Annotated in this window: 13 protein-coding genes; 11 read left to right on the top strand and 2 right to left on the bottom strand. The window is 66.1% G+C overall.

Annotation, left to right across the window (positions count from 1 at the left end):
* Positions 1–16 precede the first annotated feature (16 nt).
* Both QTI66_RS01790 and QTI66_RS01795 read right to left on the bottom strand, forming a co-directional pair.
* Positions 17–2,278, bottom strand: a complete 2,262-nt coding sequence (locus tag QTI66_RS01790; RefSeq protein ID WP_286557081.1) for an arginine/lysine/ornithine decarboxylase — start codon at positions 2,276–2,278, stop codon at positions 17–19.
* Positions 2,279–2,296: 18 nt separating this feature from the next.
* Positions 2,297–3,694 carry a DcaP family trimeric outer membrane transporter gene (locus tag QTI66_RS01795; protein ID WP_286557083.1) on the bottom strand — a complete coding sequence of 466 codons (1,398 nt, stop codon included), beginning with the start codon at positions 3,692–3,694 and terminating at the stop codon, positions 2,297–2,299.
* Between the two features lie 222 nt (positions 3,695–3,916).
* On the opposite strand from QTI66_RS01795, the gene cax reads away from it, so the two are divergent.
* The 11 genes from cax (at position 3,917) to QTI66_RS01850 (ending at position 16,170) form a co-directional block, all read left to right on the top strand.
* The gene (gene cax, locus QTI66_RS01800) at positions 3,917–5,014 is read left to right on the top strand and encodes a calcium/proton exchanger (protein WP_286557085.1); all 1,098 of its coding nucleotides are present in this window, start codon (positions 3,917–3,919) and stop codon (positions 5,012–5,014) included.
* 122 nt (positions 5,015–5,136) lie between these two features.
* Positions 5,137–5,697 (top strand): DUF3302 domain-containing protein, encoded by a 561-nt coding sequence (locus QTI66_RS01805; protein ID WP_286557087.1) that lies wholly within the window; start codon positions 5,137–5,139, stop codon positions 5,695–5,697.
* A gap of 11 nt (positions 5,698–5,708) precedes the next feature.
* Positions 5,709–6,929, top strand: coding sequence for an HlyD family secretion protein (locus QTI66_RS01810; protein WP_286557089.1), 1,221 nt, complete (start codon positions 5,709–5,711; stop codon positions 6,927–6,929).
* The gene (locus QTI66_RS01815) at positions 6,929–8,353 is read left to right on the top strand and encodes a TolC family protein (protein ID WP_286557090.1); all 1,425 of its coding nucleotides are present in this window, start codon (positions 6,929–6,931) and stop codon (positions 8,351–8,353) included. Before QTI66_RS01810 ends, QTI66_RS01815 begins: the two co-directional genes overlap by 1 nt.
* Before the next feature lie 122 nt (positions 8,354–8,475).
* Positions 8,476–10,815: a DUF3141 domain-containing protein gene (locus QTI66_RS01820; RefSeq protein WP_286557091.1), complete on the top strand. Its 2,340-nt coding sequence runs from the start codon at positions 8,476–8,478 to the stop codon at positions 10,813–10,815.
* Positions 10,816–10,885: 70 nt separating this feature from the next.
* On the top strand, positions 10,886–11,668 hold the full coding sequence (gene fabI, locus QTI66_RS01825; protein ID WP_286557092.1) for an enoyl-ACP reductase FabI: 783 nt from the start codon (positions 10,886–10,888) through the stop codon (positions 11,666–11,668).
* A 12-nt stretch (positions 11,669–11,680) separates the two neighbouring features.
* Positions 11,681–11,935, top strand: coding sequence for an RNA-binding protein (locus QTI66_RS01830; protein ID WP_286557093.1), 255 nt, complete (start codon positions 11,681–11,683; stop codon positions 11,933–11,935).
* An 18-nt stretch (positions 11,936–11,953) separates the two neighbouring features.
* Positions 11,954–12,973 (top strand): hypothetical protein, encoded by a 1,020-nt coding sequence (locus QTI66_RS01835; protein ID WP_286557094.1) that lies wholly within the window; start codon positions 11,954–11,956, stop codon positions 12,971–12,973.
* Between the two features lie 62 nt (positions 12,974–13,035).
* The gene (ppk2, locus tag QTI66_RS01840) at positions 13,036–13,914 is read left to right on the top strand and encodes a polyphosphate kinase 2 (protein ID WP_286557095.1); all 879 of its coding nucleotides are present in this window, start codon (positions 13,036–13,038) and stop codon (positions 13,912–13,914) included.
* A gap of 2 nt (positions 13,915–13,916) precedes the next feature.
* On the top strand, positions 13,917–14,477 hold the full coding sequence (locus QTI66_RS01845) for a GNAT family N-acetyltransferase (RefSeq protein WP_286557096.1): 561 nt from the start codon (positions 13,917–13,919) through the stop codon (positions 14,475–14,477).
* Between the two features lie 22 nt (positions 14,478–14,499).
* Entirely contained in the window at positions 14,500–16,170 is a 1,671-nt protein-coding gene (locus QTI66_RS01850; RefSeq protein WP_286557796.1) for a SulP family inorganic anion transporter, read from the top strand.
* The last annotated feature ends 12 nt before the right edge of the window (positions 16,171–16,182 follow it).

Below are 16,182 nucleotides of genomic sequence, written 5' to 3' on the forward strand. Positions count from 1 at the left end.
CGATGCGGCGTGGCCACTACTCGATGACGCAGTCCACCAGCCAGCGCTTGTGGCCGCGCTTGTCGAAATCGAAGCGCAGGCCGTGGATGTCGGCCTCGAAGCCCGGGAAGCGGTCGTCGGTGTCTCGCGCGAACTTCAGGTACTCGATGATCGAGTCGGTCATGAAGCGCTCGCCGGGCATCACCAGCGGAATACCGGGAGGGTAGGGAACCAGCATCACGGCCGTGATGCGCCCCTTCAATTCGTCGATGGGCACGGGTTCGACCTTGCCATGCACCAGGCGGTCATAGGCATCGCAGGGCTTCATGGCGGGCTCCGGCAGATCGGTGTACATCGCGTTCATGGCACGCGCCGTGTCGTTGTCGCGGTAGCAGGCGTGCAGCGCATCGCACAGGTCGCGCAGGCCCCAGCCGGCATAGGCATGCGCGCCGGCAGCGGCAACGCTGGGCAGCGCCTTGGCCAGTGGCGCGTTGCGGTCGTAGTCGGTCTTGAAGTCCACCAGCGCGTCCACCATGGAACTCCACTTGCCGCGCGTGATGCCCAGCGAGAACAGGATGAGGAAGCTGTAGAGCCCCGTCTTCTCGACCACCAGGCCGCGCTCCCACAGGTACTTGCTGACCACGGCGGCGGGGATGCCCGATGCATCGAGGACGGCGCCCTTGCCCAGGCCCGGCGTGAGCAGCGTGACCTTGATCGGGTCGAGCATCACGTAGTCCTCGGCGAGCTTGCCGAAGCCGTGCCAGTCGGCCTGCGGATCGAGCACCCAGTCGGCAGTCTCCGGTGCCTTGTCCAGGTCCAGCCCCTCGGGCTGCCAAACGCGGAACCACCAGTCCGGCGACTTGAAACCGGCGCCGATGGAAGCCAGCGCAAAGCGGAAGTGCATGGCCTCGTCGTGCGTTTCCTGCACGATGGCGCGGCCGCTGGTGCCCTCCATCATGGCGGAGCTGACGTCGAGCGAGGCGATGATGCCGTAGTGCGGCGATGTCGAGCCGTGCATCATGAAGGCGTCATTGAAACGCGTCGTGTCTATCTTGCGCTTGTCGGACTCCTGGATGTGGATCATCGAGGCTTGCGAGAACGCCGCCAGCAGTTTGTGCGTCGAATGCGTGGCGAACACCAGCGTGTGGTCGGCGCGCGGGTAGCCGCGCGGCACGCCCATGGCATGGCGGCCGGCATAGAACTCGTGGAAGGCGGCGTAGGCGTACCAGGCCTCGTCGAAGTGCAGGGCATCGACCTGGTCGGCCACTTGCGCCTTGATCTTCTCGGCGTTGTAGCAAAGGCCGTCGTAGGTCGAGTTGGTGACGACGGCAATGCGCACCGAGCCCTTGGCGTCACGCGCGATCGGGCTGGCGGCGACCTTCGCGCGGATGGCTTCGGGCGAGAACTGGTCCAGCCCGATCGGGCCGATGATGCCGTAGTCGTTGCGCGCCGGCGTGAAGTAGATCGGCGTGGCGCCCGTCATGATCAGCGAATGCAGCAGCGACTTGTGGCAGTTGCGGTCTACGATCACCAGGTCGTCGCGCCCGGCCATGGAATGCCACACGATCTTGTTGGCCGTCGACGTGCCGTTGGTCACGAAGTAGGTGTGGTCGGCGCCGAACACTTGCGCCGCATAGGCTTCAGCCTCCTTGATGGGCCCGGTGTGGTCCAGCAGCGAGCCGAGTTCGGGCACCGAGATCGACAGGTCCGAGCGCAGCGTGTTCTCGCCGAAGAACTCGTGCAGCGCGTAGCCCACCGGCGACTTCAGGAAGCCGACGCCGCCGGCATGTCCCGGCGTGTGCCACGAATAGGCCGAGCGTTCCGCGTGGCGCGTGAGGGCCTTGAAGAAGGGCGGCAGCAACTGGTCGAGGTAGTCCTCGGCGGCCCGCATGATCTGCCGCGCCAGGAAAGACGCCGTGTCTTCGTAGAGATACAGGATGCTGTGCAGGTTGCGCAGCCCCTGCACCGCCTTGGGGGAGGTGCCTTTCATCGTGGCGCTTTCGCCGAGCGCAACGATGGGCAGGCCCGGCGCACGCAGGTGCACCGAATTCATCAGGTCGATGAGGCGTTGAGCGGCCGTCGCGCCGTCCTGCGCCGCTTCGACGCGGAACACGATGGCCGCCAACCCACGATGCGCGCCGGCCACGATGCCGGCGTCGGACGCGTTGTCGACCAGGATGGTCTTCCAGCCGTGCTCGGCCAACTCGTGCTGGATCTGGCGCAGGCGCACACCTGCCACGCTTTGGGCCGCGACGTCCTGATGCGCAATGAGAATCGGAAAAGACGACCTGAACTGCATGGCGTGCTTCCTTCGCTGTCAGAAGCTGACCTTGGTGGAGAACTGGAAGCGGTAGTCGTCCGCCGTGAGGCCCAGCTTGTTTTCGAGACGACCCCAGATGAACTCGCCGCCGATCAGCACGTTGGTGGCGAGCGAATAGAGCAGGTTGACCGATGAGTAGCTGCCTTTCTGGAAGGCGGTGAGGAGCTGGCCGTCGGTGTTGTTCTGGCGGTGCTCGCTGTAGCCGATGGCGCTCGACCACTTGTCGCTCCAGGCGTGGTTGTAGTACACCAGCCAGCCCACCGAGGGCACCGCTTCGGCATGCAGGGTGGCGTCCGGTGCGACGTCCACGCCGCCGTCGTTCATGTAGCTGGCAATGCCCTTGCCGCCCACGACCTGCCAGCTCAGCTTGTCCTTGCCGAAGGCCTTGAGCGTGCCGCTGAGGTTCAGCCCGTAGCCGGTGACATGACCCGACGGGTCGCCGTTGGGCGATGCGGTGTTCTGGAAGCCCACTTGGCGAACGATGCCGGCCGCCTTGACATGGCCCCAGTCGCGGTCGAGGCGGTACGACACCACGCCGTCGGGCAAGCGGTTCCAGCCGGTGATGGCGGAGCCCAGGGCCGGATCCACGCGGCTGATCTTGCCGGTGTCAATGGCCGAGTTGGGGGACTCCAGCGAGATGGCGAAGCTTCCGCCGTCCTTGCTCCAGGGGGTGACGCGCAACTGCGGATTGCGCACGAACACCATGCCGCTCGGTCCCCAGTAGTCGATGGTGTTGGGGAACACGTCGATGTCCATGAAGTTCGAGTAGGTCTGGCCGGCGCCGTACATGCCCAGTTCGGCCCAGGCATTGAGCCAGTGGATCTGCGTACCGCCGTTGGTGCCGAACAGGTCGAAGCTCACGTCGGTCTTGATCTGGCCCATGCTGGTCGGGATGAAGGACCTGAAGCCCAGGCTGGTCTGCCGCACGCTGAAGATGGTGGCGCCATCCCGCCCGCAACCCGGCGAGCCCGGGCAGATGATCGGAATCTGCGAGGGCCGCAGCGTCGCGTTCCAGTCGGGGTTCATCTGCTTGGCGTCGTAGATCGCGTCGAGCATCACCTGCCCGTAGAGCTCTACGCGTGCCTTGTCCGGATCGGGTGCCCCCTCTTGTGCAACGGAGTTCACCGAGATCACCGGAGCGCCCGGCGTGACTCTGGACGCCGTGGTCGCCGGGGCGGGTGCCGTGGTTGCGACGGCTGGGGCTGCGGCGGCGGCTGTGGCGGCTGCAGCGGGTGGTGCGGCCTTTTGCTGTTCCAGGGCCCTGACGCGCGACTGCAGGTCCTGGATGGTCTTCATGGCCTGGTCCAGCGTGGCCTTGAGCTCTTCGTTCGACTGGGCGTGCGAAACGCCGCACACGGCCAGCGAGACGGCAGCGGCAATTGCCTGTCGTTTCATCTTGTCTCCTCTTGCAGGAAGATCAGCGTCTTGTTGGATCAATCCGTTACCAGTTTCCGCGCGCCAAGGGCCGTGCACATTGAGTTTCGTCAATCGGCTGCGTTTTTTTGCCCCGCCTCTTGTCGCCGACCTTGACGTTCCTCAATGCGCTGCGCCGGGCTGTCACTAGCATCGGCGCATCACACCGCAGGAAGCCGGTTGTCCTGACCTGGCAGAGTGCCCATGAAACCACTGCTCCTGGAAATCCGGCGGAACCCGCTGCTGTGGCTTCTGGCTTTCGTGCCGGTGGCGTTCATCTGCGAAAAGTTCAGGCCCGAGGCGCACACACTGCTCTTCGTGCTGTCCGTGCTCGCCATCGTGCCGCTGGCCACGTTGCTGAGCCACGCCACCGAATCGGTGGCGGCCAAGACGGGCGATGCCGCGGGCGGCCTGCTCAACGCCACGCTGGGCAACCTGACCGAACTGGTCATTGCGTTCACTGCCCTGAGGGCAGGACAGATCATGCTGGTCAAGGCATCCATTGCCGGCGCGATCGTCACGAACACGCTGTTCATGCTGGGCGCGTCATTCCTCATCGGAGGCCTTGCCCATCACGTCCAGGACTTCAACCGGGTTGCCGCCCGCATGCAGGCCGGCCTGCTCTTTCTTGCGACCGTGGCGCTGCTGGTGCCTTCGGTGATGATCACCGCCGATTCGACCGCGGCTGCAGCATTCACGCAGACATTGAGCACGGGCCTGGCGGTGCTGCTCATCGTGGCCTACGCACTGGGCATGCTCTTCTCGCTGAAAACCCACAGCGAACTGTTTGCCAGCGCGGAGCACGGCGAGGAGGGCGAGTCGCCCTGGCCCATCGGGCTGGCCCTGGGCACGCTGGCCGGCGTGACGGTGCTCGTGGCGCTGGTCAGCGAGATCTTCGTCGAGTCGGTGCAGAAAGCGGCCGAGGCCTTCGGCATGACGCCGGCGTTCGTGGGCTTCATCATCGTCTCGCTGGTGGGCGGTGCGGCGGAAATGGCATCGGCTTTTTCCGGGGCACGCAAGAACCGGCTGGACCTGAGCGTGGGCATCGCGCTGGGCAGCGCGTCGCAGATCGCGCTGTTCGTGGCGCCGGTGCTGGTGCTGGTGAGCTATTTCATCGCGCCGACACCCATGGATCTCCAGTTCTGGCCGGGCGCGGTGGTGATGGTGCTCATCGCCACGCTCACGGCGGTCTTCGTCACGAACAGCGGTCGCTCGGCGTGGTTTGTCGGCGTGCTGCTGCTGATGGTCTACCTGATCTTTGCCATGACGCTTTACCTCATGCCGCCGGGCGCCGGGAAATGAAGGGAACACGGGTGGCAGCGAAAACCGCGCTTTTGTCGCCGGCATTGACGTTTCTCAAGTCGCTGCGTCGCGACCTTCTCTAGCATCGCCGGATCACCATGTGCAAGCTCAGGAGCCCAGAGATGCGATGCTTCGCTACAGGTCGGACCCGGGCGGCGCGTGCGCTCGGCGTGTTTGCATTCGCAGCACCCCTGGGTGCGCACGCCTCGTTCCTGCCGCCCGAGATGATGGCCTCGGCAGCGACCGGGCTTGCGTGGTTCATCATCTTTGCCGTTCCCATCGGCGGGATCGTGCTGTTCTGGCTGGTGCACGTCATGCCGGAGAAGATCGCGCACAAGCGGCACCATCCCCAGCGCGACGCGATCAAGACGCTTTGCCTGCTCTCATTGGTGTTCGGCGGCATGCTGTGGCCGATTGCGTGGCTCTGGGCCTACGTGAAGCCTGTGGGCTACCAGGCGGCTTACGGCACGGAGAAGCACGAAGACTACTTCCACGAGCAGGGCGAGCGGGCGCTCGCCGGCGAGATGCTCGAGCATGATATGCAGCACCTGCGCGAAGAACTCGACGCGATGGATGCCAAAGGCACGCTCACCGCCGAGCTCAAGGTCCTGCGCAGGAACCTGGCGACTGCTTCTGCGGCGGCTGCCGCCAGATCAGAAGGCCAGCCGGGCAACCCGACATAAGCGAGCAACTGATGGAAGCCCTGCTCCTTGCCATTTACGCCTTCTTCGTCTGGCTGATCTTCATCAAGTTCAAGTGGCTGCCGTGGAACACCACGTCGCAGGTCACGGTGGTGATCATCCCGATCGTGGCGCTGACGGCGCTGGTCCTGACGCTCAACGTCGTGGCGCCATCGTCCAGCGATGTGCGGGTCATCAAGTACGTGGTGCAGGTGGTGCCGCAGGTGCGCGGCCGGGTGCTGGAGGTGCCCGTGGAGCCCAACCGGCTGGTGAAGAAAGGGGAGCTGCTGTTTCGCATCGACCCGACCCAGTACGAGAATGAACTGAACGCCGCCAAGGCCAAGCTCGCCGCGGACGAGGCGAAATTCGCGCAGGCGGGCGCGGCCCTGGTGGACGCGACGGCTGGCGCACGCCAATTGCAGGAACAACTCAAGGCCGCGACGGGACAGGTCAAGGCGCTGCAGCCGAGGCTGGAACTTGCACGGCTGCGCGTTCGCCAGAACAAGGAACTGGTGTCCACGGGCGCGGGCGACCGCTTTGCGCTGGAGCAGGCCGAATCGACCTTGCTCGAACTGCAGGGCCAGGTCGCGACGGCCGCCGCGAACGAAGCGCAGGTCACCCAGAAGCTTTCCGGGCAGGTCAACGGCGAGCAGGCGTCGGTTGCGTCTGCGCGGGCGCAACTGGCCACCGCCAAGGCCCAGGTGGACCTGAGCCGCGCCGACCTCGGCAATGCGCAATGGAACCTCGACCAGACCGCCGTGTACGCGCCGACGAGCGGCTATGCCATCAACGTCCAGCTGCGCCCCGGTTCCTTCGTGGTGTCGGTGCCGCTGGCGCCGGCGATGACTTTTGTCGAGGAGACGTACCAGGTCATCGCGCTCTACAGCCAGAACGAGTTGCGGCTTGTCGAGCCCGGCAACCGGGCGGAGTTCACGCTCAAGACCTATCCGGGACACATCATCGGGGCCACGGTCGATTCCATCGTGTGGGCACAAGGCCAGGGGCAAATCGCACAGTCGGGCAACCTGCCCCAGACCGGCGTCTATCCGCAGGTGCCGGGCCGCTTCCCCGTGAAGCTCATCGTCGACGAAAAGAACCGCGACCTGTTCCTGGCGGCCGGCGCGGACGGCGACGGCGCGATCTACACCGAGCACGTGGAGATGATCCACATCATCCGCATGGTGATCCTTCGCGTCGGCGCCATCACCAACTACCTCGTCCTGAAGCTGCACTGATGCGCACGCCATCGCTTCGCCTGCGGATTCTTGCGGCATGCCTGGTTGGCGTGCTGGGAGGCTGTGCGCTCAAGGCACCGCCGACGGCGCAGGACCTGCAAAAGGACGTGCTCCCGCAGGCACCCTTGCCAACGGCCTGGCGGGCCGGCGAAGGCGTGGCGGCGCCGACGGCAGACGGCTGGCTCGTATCCTTCAACGAACCCGCCCTGACCGCGCTCGTCAACGAGGCGCTCGTCTACAACGCCGACCTGAGGGTGGCGGCCGCGCGCGTCGAGCAAGCCGCCGGCTACGTGAAAGTGGCCTCCGGCGCGTTGCTTCCCTCGGTGGGCATCGTCGGCTTGGGCGGCGGCAAGTCGGGCGGCGGTGGCGGCCTGGACGGGATCTTCCTGAATGCCTCGCTGGAGCTCGACGTCTGGGGCCGCTTGCGCTACGGACGCGAGGCTGCCAGGGAGACGTCCGCGGCCGCCGAGGCCGACTATGCCTATGCGCGCCAGTCGCTTGCGGCGCTGGTGGCCAAGGGATGGTTCCTGGCGGTCGAGGCAGGATTGCAGCGCACGATCGCGCAGGATTCACTGAAGTCCGCAGAAGGCTTGCTGCGCATCGCCGAGGATCGGCAGCGCGTAGGCAACGGCAGCGTGGCGGCGGTGGCGCAGGCGCGCGCGAGCGTGGGCCCGTACCGCGACACGCTCCGGCAGGTCGAGCTGTCGCGCGAGCAGGCCCTGCGATCCCTTGAGTTGCTGGTGGGTCGCTATCCTGCGGCGGAGATCGCGGTGGCGGATCGCTTGGCGGCCATGCCGCCGCCACTGCCCGTGGGCATGCCGTCGGAACTGCTGGAGCGCCGGCCCGACGTGGTGGCCGCCGAACGCCGCGTGGCAGCCGCATTCAACCGCGTGGGCGAAGCCAAGGCGGCGCAACTGCCACGGATCAGCCTGACGGCCGGCGGCAGCAACGTGACGAGCGACCTGATCGTGCTGAAGGACGTCGACAGCCCGGTGTGGAGCGTCGGCGCCAACCTGATCGCGCCGCTGTACCAGGGCGGTGCGCTGCGCGCCCAGGTCGAGATCCGTTCGGCCGAGCAGAAGCAGGCCGTCGCCGACTACGCGCGCACCGGCCAGCGGGCTTTCGGCGAGGTCGAAGGTGCGCTGAGTGCGGAGGCGGCCTTGCGCGAACGCGAAATCATCCTCGACGGTTATGTGCGCGACAGCACGGATGCGCTGGACCTGGCCCGCATCCAGTACCGCATCGGCACCATCGACCTGCGAACGATCGAGCAGAGCCAGCTCTCGTTGTATGCGGCCCGCACCTCGCGACTGCGCGTGCAGACCGAGCGCCTGGCCCAGCGCACGAACTTGTACCTGGCGCTGGGGGGCGGTTTCGACCTGCCGGCGATGACCGCGGGGGCTTCGCCATGCTGCAAGGACTGACGAAGGCGCCGCGAAGCCCTGCGCGTTTGAGCAGGCTCAATGTCCGCCGGCCTTGACCGGACTAGCGTCGTATGCCGGGGCGCGTGAAGCATCCCATCACCTTCATTTCAAGAGGTCAGCACATGGACACCGCAGCGCAACTCGCGCGAAGCCAGCAGATCGGGACCAAGGTCGCCAAGGTTTTCCAGAAGCGGATGCAGATCGCGCAGGACCAGTTCAGGGACCGGGTGAGCCACGCCGTCCAGGAAGGCGGCGAGGCGGGCTTGCCCACGGCCGGCATGGACCCGCTGGCCTTCTTCCAGTACACCGTCGATGCCACGCAGCGGTCGGTGCTTTTCCTGGAAACGCTCTGGCGGCGCGGCAACGACTTCGTCGAAAGCGCCTCGCACGGCCTCAAGCCGGTGCTGCACTTCGACTCCGAAATCGTGCTGGACGGGCGCACTTTCGAGCGGCCGGTGAACTACGCCTTGCTGCGCATCACGCCGCCCGAGGGCGTGACCATCGACGCGAAAAGGCGCCCGTACCTCATCATCGATCCGCGTGCGGGCCACGGCCCCGGCATCGGCGGCTTCAAGGACGATTCGCAGGTCGGCGTTGCGCTGCGGGCGGGGCATCCGGTGTACTTCGTCATCTTCTTCCGTGACCCGGAGCCGGGGCAGACGCTGCTGGACGTCTGCAATGCGGAGCAGCAGTTCGTGAAGAAGGTGCGGGCACTGCATCCGCGCAGCGCCAAGCCGGCCATCATCGGCAACTGCCAGGGCGGCTGGGCCGCGATGATGCTGGCCGCGTCCGACCCCGAGGACACCGGACCCATCGTCATCAACGGTGCGCCCATGTCCTACTGGAGCGGCGCGTGGAGCGAAGGCGAGGGCGACAACCCGATGCGCTATGCGGGCGGACTTCTCGGCGGCTCGTGGCTGGCGTCGATGGCCGCCGACATGGGCAACGGCAAGTTCGACGGCGCCTACCTCGTGCAGAACTTCGAGAACCTCAACCCCGCCAACAGCCTCTGGGACAAGTACTACCACCTGTTCAACAAGGCCGACACCGAACCCGAGCGCTTCCTGGAGTTCGCGAAATGGTGGGGCGGCTACTACCTGATGAACCGCGAGGAGATCGAGTGGATCACCGGCAACCTCTTCGTCGGCAACAAGCTGTGGAAGGGCGACGTGAAGGCGGCCAGTGGCAAGGCCTTCGACCTGCGCGACATCCGCTCACCCATCATCCTTTTTGCATCGATGGGCGACAACATCACGCCGCCGCAGCAGGCTTTCAACTGGGTGGCGGACGTGTATGGCAGCACCGCTGAAATCAAGGCGCGCGGCCAGGTCATCGTCGGGCTCGTGCACCAGAGCATCGGCCACCTGGGCATCTTCGTGTCGGGTTCGGTGGCCACGAAGGAGCATGCGCAGATCGTCTCGGTGCTCAAGAGCATCGAGATGCTGCCGCCGGGCCTGTACGGCATGTCGATCACCGAGCACAAGCAAAAGAAGGGTGAGCCGCAGTACGAGGTCGATTTCCAGGAGCATCGGCTCGAGGACATCGTCGCGCGCATCAACCGCCTCAACCGCGCCGACGAAAAGCCCTTCGAGGCCGTGGCCGCCGTGTCGGACTTCAACCAGCGCGCCTATGAACTCTTCGTGCGGCCCTTCGTGCAGGCGACGTCGAACGAACAGTCGGCGGAGTTCCTGAGGAACTTCCATCCCTTGCGCTTGCAGAACTGGGCGATGTCGAGCCTGAACCCGTGGCTGTCGTGGATCGCGCCGGTGGCCCAGGTGGTCAAGTCCGAGCGCAAGGCGCTGGCCGAGAACCATCCGATGCGCCGCCGCGAAAAGGTCGGCGCCGAGGTGGTCAGCGCCTCGCTCGACTACTACCGCGCGGTGCGGGATGCCCTCACGGAAGCCGGCTTCTTCGGCCTGTACGGCAACATGGCATCCGCCCAGCCTGGCGCAGATGCGGCGGAGCAGGGCGTGTCGGCGCCGCGCGACCTGCCGGAAGTTCGCGATGCACTCGCCGCCGTCGACCAGGGCGGCTATGTCGAGGCGATTGCGCGCGTGGCCTTCCTGCTCACGCAGGGAAGCGAGCCGCTGCCGCTGTCGCGCCTGGAGATGCGCAAGGAACTGGTCGCCACCTACGCCGACTTCCTGCCGGAAGTCACACCGCACGCCTGGCGAACCATCCGCGGCGTGCAGGAAATCATTGCGCGCTGCGACCCGGAACGGGCCCTTGCGACCCTGCCTGCCTTGCTGAAGGACCCCGGGGACCGCGAGCGCTTCCTGATGTTGCTCGGCAAGCTGGTGGCAGACAAGCGGGTGCTCGAACGCGAGCCCACCAAACAGCAGGTCGAACTGGTCGGGCGCATCCGCCAACTATTGGGCGTGAAAGAGGCAGGCTCGTCGGTGGTGGTGCGCGGACGCTTCCGCGCGGCAGCGCCTTCGAAACGCAAGAAGGCATCGCCATGAACACGCAAGACGAAAAGGCCGCACCGGTGGTTGCGCGACATGCGCCGGCCGATGGATCAAGGAGTGATCAATGACGATCGAACTGCCTCGCCCCTTGCTCAAGGGCGCCAAGGTACTGGTCTGCGGCATTGCCAACGATTCTTCGATTGCCTACGGATGCGCGGCGGCGTTTCGCGAACTCGGTGCTGACCTGGCCATCACTTACGCGACCGAGAAGGCCAGGGCCCATGTCGCGCCCCTGGCGACCGCGCTGGAGGCGCCGATCTTCATGCCGCTGGACGTGTCCAAGACGGATGACCTCGAAGCCCTGTTCCGCCGGATCGAGAGCGACTGGGGCCGGCTCGACGTGATGGTGCATTCGATCGCCTGGGCGCCCAAGGACGATCTTCAGGGCGGGCTGCTGCAATGCTCCGCCGAAGGCTTCGGGCAGGCGATGGACATCTCGTGCCATTCCTTCATCCGCATGGCGCGGCTCGCGGCACCGCTGATGAAAGACGGCGGCACGCTCTTCACCATGTCGTACTACGGCGCCAACAAGGTTGTCGCCAACTACAACGTGATGGGCCCGGTCAAGGCGGCGCTCGAAGCCTCGGCGCGCTACCTGGCCTACGAACTCGGACCGCAGGGCATCCGCGTGCATGCGATCTCGCCGGGGCCGCTCAAGACCCGCGCCGCCTCCGGCCTCAAGGACTTCGACCTGCTGCTCAACGAGGCCGCACAGCGCGCGCCACTGGGCGAGCTCGTCGACATCATGGACGTTGGCTACACCTGCGCGTTTCTCGCGACGCCCTATGCGCGGCGGCTGTCCGGCGAAACGCTCTACGTCGATGGCGGCGTGAACATCATGGCTTGAAGGAGATTGAACATGTCAAGGCTGTACCTGGGGAATATCGAGGAAGGCACCTCCGATGAAGAGATCAAGGACTTCCTCGTGAAGTACGGGTTTCCGGAGTACGAAAAGATCGAGCACGTGCCGGGAGCAGGGTCGAGGCCGGCCGCGGTCATGACTTTCGAAAGCGTCAGTCCGGAGGTCCTGCACAAGCTCAAGGAAAGGATCCACGACATGTACTGGAAGAAGGGCCGGCTCGTTGCGCAGGTCCTGAGCGACGACCGCGCCTGAGCTTGCGGGGGCGTCGCCATGGGACTCATCGGCCGGCTGTTTGGCGTCAAGGGCGCCAGGGAGGCACCGCGTGACGAGGAAGTGGGCCAGTTGGTGGCACGGGTCATCGAACTGAGTCCGCGCCTGCGCCTCGCCCGGGGCCACGAGGCACAGTTGCGAACCGGGATGGCCAAGGCCCTGGCCCACCTTCGCGAACTGGTCGCCGAATTTCCGCAGGCGCATGTGGCCAGTGCAACGGCCTGGAACGCCGACCCCTCCATCAAGGCCTTCTTCGCGTCACCCGACGACATCGGCATGGTGCTGAGTCGCTCCTCCGAGTTGAGCACCTTCTTCGAACAGGCGCCAGGTGCGCAGGAGGCCAGCGCGGTGCTCGGCATGGGCATGAACGAGCGCAAGACGCTGGGCGTGGCGCTGGAGGGCGACCGCACGCGCTCGGACGTTGCGCAGACCACGCTGAGTTTCTGCGATCACCAAATCCGCATCTGCGCCGCTTCCGATGACGACCTGCGAAAGGAGATCGTGCGGCGCTTGGTGGACCAGCTGGCCATCGAGGGGCTCAGCCGCATCGCCGCGAACACGGACCGCCGCGAGGTGCTGGAGCAGGAGCACGCGCTGCTGGCCACCCGGCTGCGGCTGCTCGAACGCCAAGGCAGGGGAATGCGATCGGTGATCGGCGGCGACGGCGAGGTCGATGCCGGCGAACTGGCACGCCTGCGCGAACGGCTGGAAGAGAACGACAACGCGCTCAAGGGCCTTGGCACGCGATCGGAAGCGCTGGACCGGGAACTCGAGGGCATGTGCGAGGTGTTCGCGCAAGCCAGCCAATTGATTCGCGTCACGGCCAGGCGGCTGCGGCTGAGTCCGATGAACGTCGTCTTGCCGGAGCAGGGAGCCAGCGAAGGCCACCTGCTGGACCTGCAGATCGCGCGGGTGCCGGGCGACCCGCCGCGCGAGCGTGCATTTGCGCTGGTGCGGGTGTCCCGCGGGGATGTGCCCAAACCCCGGAACCTGCTGGACGAAGCCGCGCGGCTGCTCTGAGTTGATGTGCCCGCACGAATCTTGAGTGAGATGGATCTTTCAAACCACCGATGGAGGCAGCAATGTCAAAGGGCGAGAAGCGACACCATGGGGAGAAGTCAAACAAGGAAGCATCCGGCGAAGCACCGGCAAACGGACGCGAGGAAGACTTGAAATCCGGCGCAGGCAAGGAGTTGTCGAACAAGGAATACGCGAAGGCGTTGCGGGAACTGCACGTCGAACTGGTCAAGCTTCAACTGTGGGTGCAGCATGCCGGCCTGAAGGTGTGCGTGATCTTCGAAGGACGTGATGGCGCGGGCAAGGGCGGCACGATCAAGGCCATCACCGAGCGCGTCAGCCCCCGGGTGTTTCGCGTCGTGGCCTTGCCGGCGCCGACCGAACGGCAGAAATCGCAGATGTACATCCAGCGCTACATTCCGCACCTGCCAGCCGCCGGCGAGGTCGTGATCTTCGACCGCAGTTGGTACAACCGGGCCGGGGTGGAGCGCGTCATGGGCTTTTGCAGCGAGACGCAGGCCAAGAGCTTCCTTGCGGGAACGCCGCTGGTGGAACGGGCCATCATCGACTCCGGCGTCATCCTGCTGAAGTACTGGCTCGAAGTGAGCCCCGAGGAGCAGACGCGCAGGCTCGAGTCGCGCATCGAAGACGGCCGCAAGCTCTGGAAGCTGACGTCGATGGACCTCAAGTCGTACAGCCGCTGGTACGACTACTCGCGCGCCCGCGACGACATGTTCAAGGCCACCGACCTGCCCAATTCGCCGTGGTACGTCGTGCGATCGGACGACAAGAAGCGTGGGCGCCTGAACATGATCAAGCACTTGCTCGCGCACATTCCGTACGAAGAGCTGCCGCGCGAAAAGATCAAGCTGCCCAAGCGGCAGGCGGAGGGCGACTACAAGGAGCTGGACCACCCGTTCAGGTACGTGCCGGCGGTCTACTAGCCATGGCAGGCCAGGCTGCCCCGGCGCTTCCCGCGGCCGTGTCCCTGCGCGACGGCCGGCAGGTGACGGTGCGCGAGATCCTTCCGCAGGACAAGGATGCCTTGCAGGCCGCCGTCAGCGGCATGTCGACGCAAGCGCGCTACACCCGCTTCATGGCCTCGATTCGCGAGATTCCGGACAAGGCGCTGGAAGCGGCAACGCATCCCGTGCCGGACAAGGAATTCGCGCTGGTTGCCGTGAGCGCGGAAGGCACGCCCGGCGAAGTCATCATCGGCGGCGCGCGCTACGCGAGCGAAGCCGGCAGCGACACCTGCGAGTTCGCCATCACCATCGTCGACGGCTGGCAAGGGCAGGGCCTGGCGCCACGGCTCATGGAGATGCTGATGACGGCGGCGCAGGCGCATGGCTTCCGCGTCATGGAGGGCTGCGTGCTGACGAGCAACGCTGCCATGCGCGGTTTGGCCAAGCGGCTCGGGTTCGAGGACACCCGGTTTCCCGGCGACGCCACAACGCGCCTGGTACGGCGCAATCTGGTCGAAGGCCATGCGCCAGCATCGGCCTGACGCGCGCCGTGCGACGCGTTCGATGCGCGGCGTGGCCCTTCCACTGCCGCAGTGGCTCAGCGAGTACAAGGCGGGATGGCTCAAGGCGGACGTGATCGCCGGGTTGATTGCAGCGGCCGTCGTCATTCCCAAAGGCCTCGCCTACGCGACGATTGCCGGGCTGCCGGTGCAGGTCGGGCTGTACACGGTGTTCATCCCGATGGTGATCTATGCGCTGCTTGGCAGTTCGCGGCCGCTGAGCGTGAGCACGACCACGACGATCGCCATCCTGACCGGCACGGCATTGGCGGAAGTGGCTTCGGGCGACAACGCCGCCGGGCTGGTGGCGGCATGCGCAACGCTGACCTTGCTCACCGGCGCCATCCTCGTGGTGGCGGGATTGCTGCGGCTGGGCTTCGTCGCCAACTTCATCTCGGAGCCGGTGCTGGTCGGGTTCAAGGCGGGCATCGGCATCGTCATCGTCGTGGACCAGCTTCCGAAGCTGCTCGGCATCCATGTCCCCAAGGGTGGGTTCTTCGAGCACCTGTTGTCCATCGTGCAGGCGCTGCCGCAGACATCGGTCGCGACGCTGGCCGCCGGTGCCATCACGGTGCTGGGCCTGGTCGCGCTGGAGCATTTCGTGCCGCGCGCACCCGCGCCCTTGATCGCGGTGGCGGGCGGAATCGCCGCGATGAAATATCTCGGCCTGGAGGCGCAAGGCGTCTCGGCGGTCGGCACCGTTCCGACGGGCCTGCCGCGGCTGACGGCGCCGGATGTGCACCTCGTGCTGCAGCTTTGGCCCGCGGCCATGGGGATTGCGCTGATGAGCTTCGCGGAGACGATTGCAGCGGGGAGGGCTTTCTCGCGCCACGGGGAGCCCGTGCCGCAGCCCAATCGCGAACTGCTCGCCACCGGCATCGCGAATGCGGGCGGCGCGTTGTTCGGTGCAATGCCGGCCGGCGGGGGCACCACGCAGACGGCGGTGAACCGTCTCGCCGGCGCATGGACGCAAGTGGCGGCGCTGGTCACCGCGGCGGCCGCCCTGGGCACGGCGCTGTTCCTCGCGCCCTTCATCGGGCTGATGCCGCACGCCACGCTGGCTGCGGTGGTCATCGTGTATTCGGTGGGCCTGATCAAGCCTGCCGAGTTCAGGGCCATCCTGAAGATCCGCAAGACGGAGTTCGTGTGGGCGCTGGTGGCGATGGCCGGCGTCGTGCTGCTGGGCACGTTGCAGGGCATCGTGGCGGCGATCGTCGTGTCGCTGGTGGCGCTGGCCTACCAGATGTCCGACCCGCCGGTGTATGTGCTGGGCCGCAAGCCCGGCACCAACGTCTTCCGGCCGCGCAGCGACGAACATCCGGAGGATGAGACCTTTCCCGGCCTATTGATCCTGCGAGCGGAAGGGCGCATCTATTTCGCCAATGCGCAACAGGTCGGACGAAAGATGCAGGCCTTCGTCGACGAGGCGCAACCCAAGGTCGTGCTGATCGACATGGGCGGCGTCTTCGACCTGGAGTATTCCGCGCTGAAGGTGCTGATCGAAGCCGAGCAGCGCATGCGCGGGGACGGCATCATGCTGTGGCTCTCGCGCCTGAACCCCGGCGTGCTGGAAGTGGTGCAGCGGTCGACGCTCGGCGACACACTGGGCCGCGAACGGATGTTCATGAACTCCGAGCTGGCCATTGCGCGCTACCAGCGCCAGGGCGCGGCCTGACGGGAGCGATTG

This window comes from Variovorax brevis, assembly GCF_030317105.1.
Lineage (GTDB): Bacteria > Pseudomonadota > Gammaproteobacteria > Burkholderiales > Burkholderiaceae_C > Variovorax > Variovorax brevis.

What these genes read in the sequence shown, in the direction of transcription:
- QTI66_RS01790 (WP_286557081.1), bottom strand. Translation starts at nt 2,278, where the DNA reads ATGCAGTTCAGGTCGTCTTTTCCGATTCTCATTGCGCATCAGGACGTC.
- QTI66_RS01795 (WP_286557083.1), bottom strand. Translation starts at nt 3,694, where the DNA reads ATGAAACGACAGGCAATTGCCGCTGCCGTCTCGCTGGCCGTGTGCGGC.
- cax (WP_286557085.1), top strand. Translation starts at nt 3,917, where the DNA reads ATGAAACCACTGCTCCTGGAAATCCGGCGGAACCCGCTGCTGTGGCTT.
- QTI66_RS01805 (WP_286557087.1), top strand. Translation starts at nt 5,137, where the DNA reads ATGCGATGCTTCGCTACAGGTCGGACCCGGGCGGCGCGTGCGCTCGGC.
- QTI66_RS01810 (WP_286557089.1), top strand. Translation starts at nt 5,709, where the DNA reads ATGGAAGCCCTGCTCCTTGCCATTTACGCCTTCTTCGTCTGGCTGATC.
- QTI66_RS01815 (WP_286557090.1), top strand. Translation starts at nt 6,929, where the DNA reads ATGCGCACGCCATCGCTTCGCCTGCGGATTCTTGCGGCATGCCTGGTT.
- QTI66_RS01820 (WP_286557091.1), top strand. Translation starts at nt 8,476, where the DNA reads ATGGACACCGCAGCGCAACTCGCGCGAAGCCAGCAGATCGGGACCAAG.
- fabI (WP_286557092.1), top strand. Translation starts at nt 10,886, where the DNA reads ATGACGATCGAACTGCCTCGCCCCTTGCTCAAGGGCGCCAAGGTACTG.
- QTI66_RS01830 (WP_286557093.1), top strand. Translation starts at nt 11,681, where the DNA reads ATGTCAAGGCTGTACCTGGGGAATATCGAGGAAGGCACCTCCGATGAA.
- QTI66_RS01835 (WP_286557094.1), top strand. Translation starts at nt 11,954, where the DNA reads ATGGGACTCATCGGCCGGCTGTTTGGCGTCAAGGGCGCCAGGGAGGCA.
- ppk2 (WP_286557095.1), top strand. Translation starts at nt 13,036, where the DNA reads ATGTCAAAGGGCGAGAAGCGACACCATGGGGAGAAGTCAAACAAGGAA.
- QTI66_RS01845 (WP_286557096.1), top strand. Translation starts at nt 13,917, where the DNA reads ATGGCAGGCCAGGCTGCCCCGGCGCTTCCCGCGGCCGTGTCCCTGCGC.
- QTI66_RS01850 (WP_286557796.1), top strand. Translation starts at nt 14,500, where the DNA reads ATGCGCGGCGTGGCCCTTCCACTGCCGCAGTGGCTCAGCGAGTACAAG.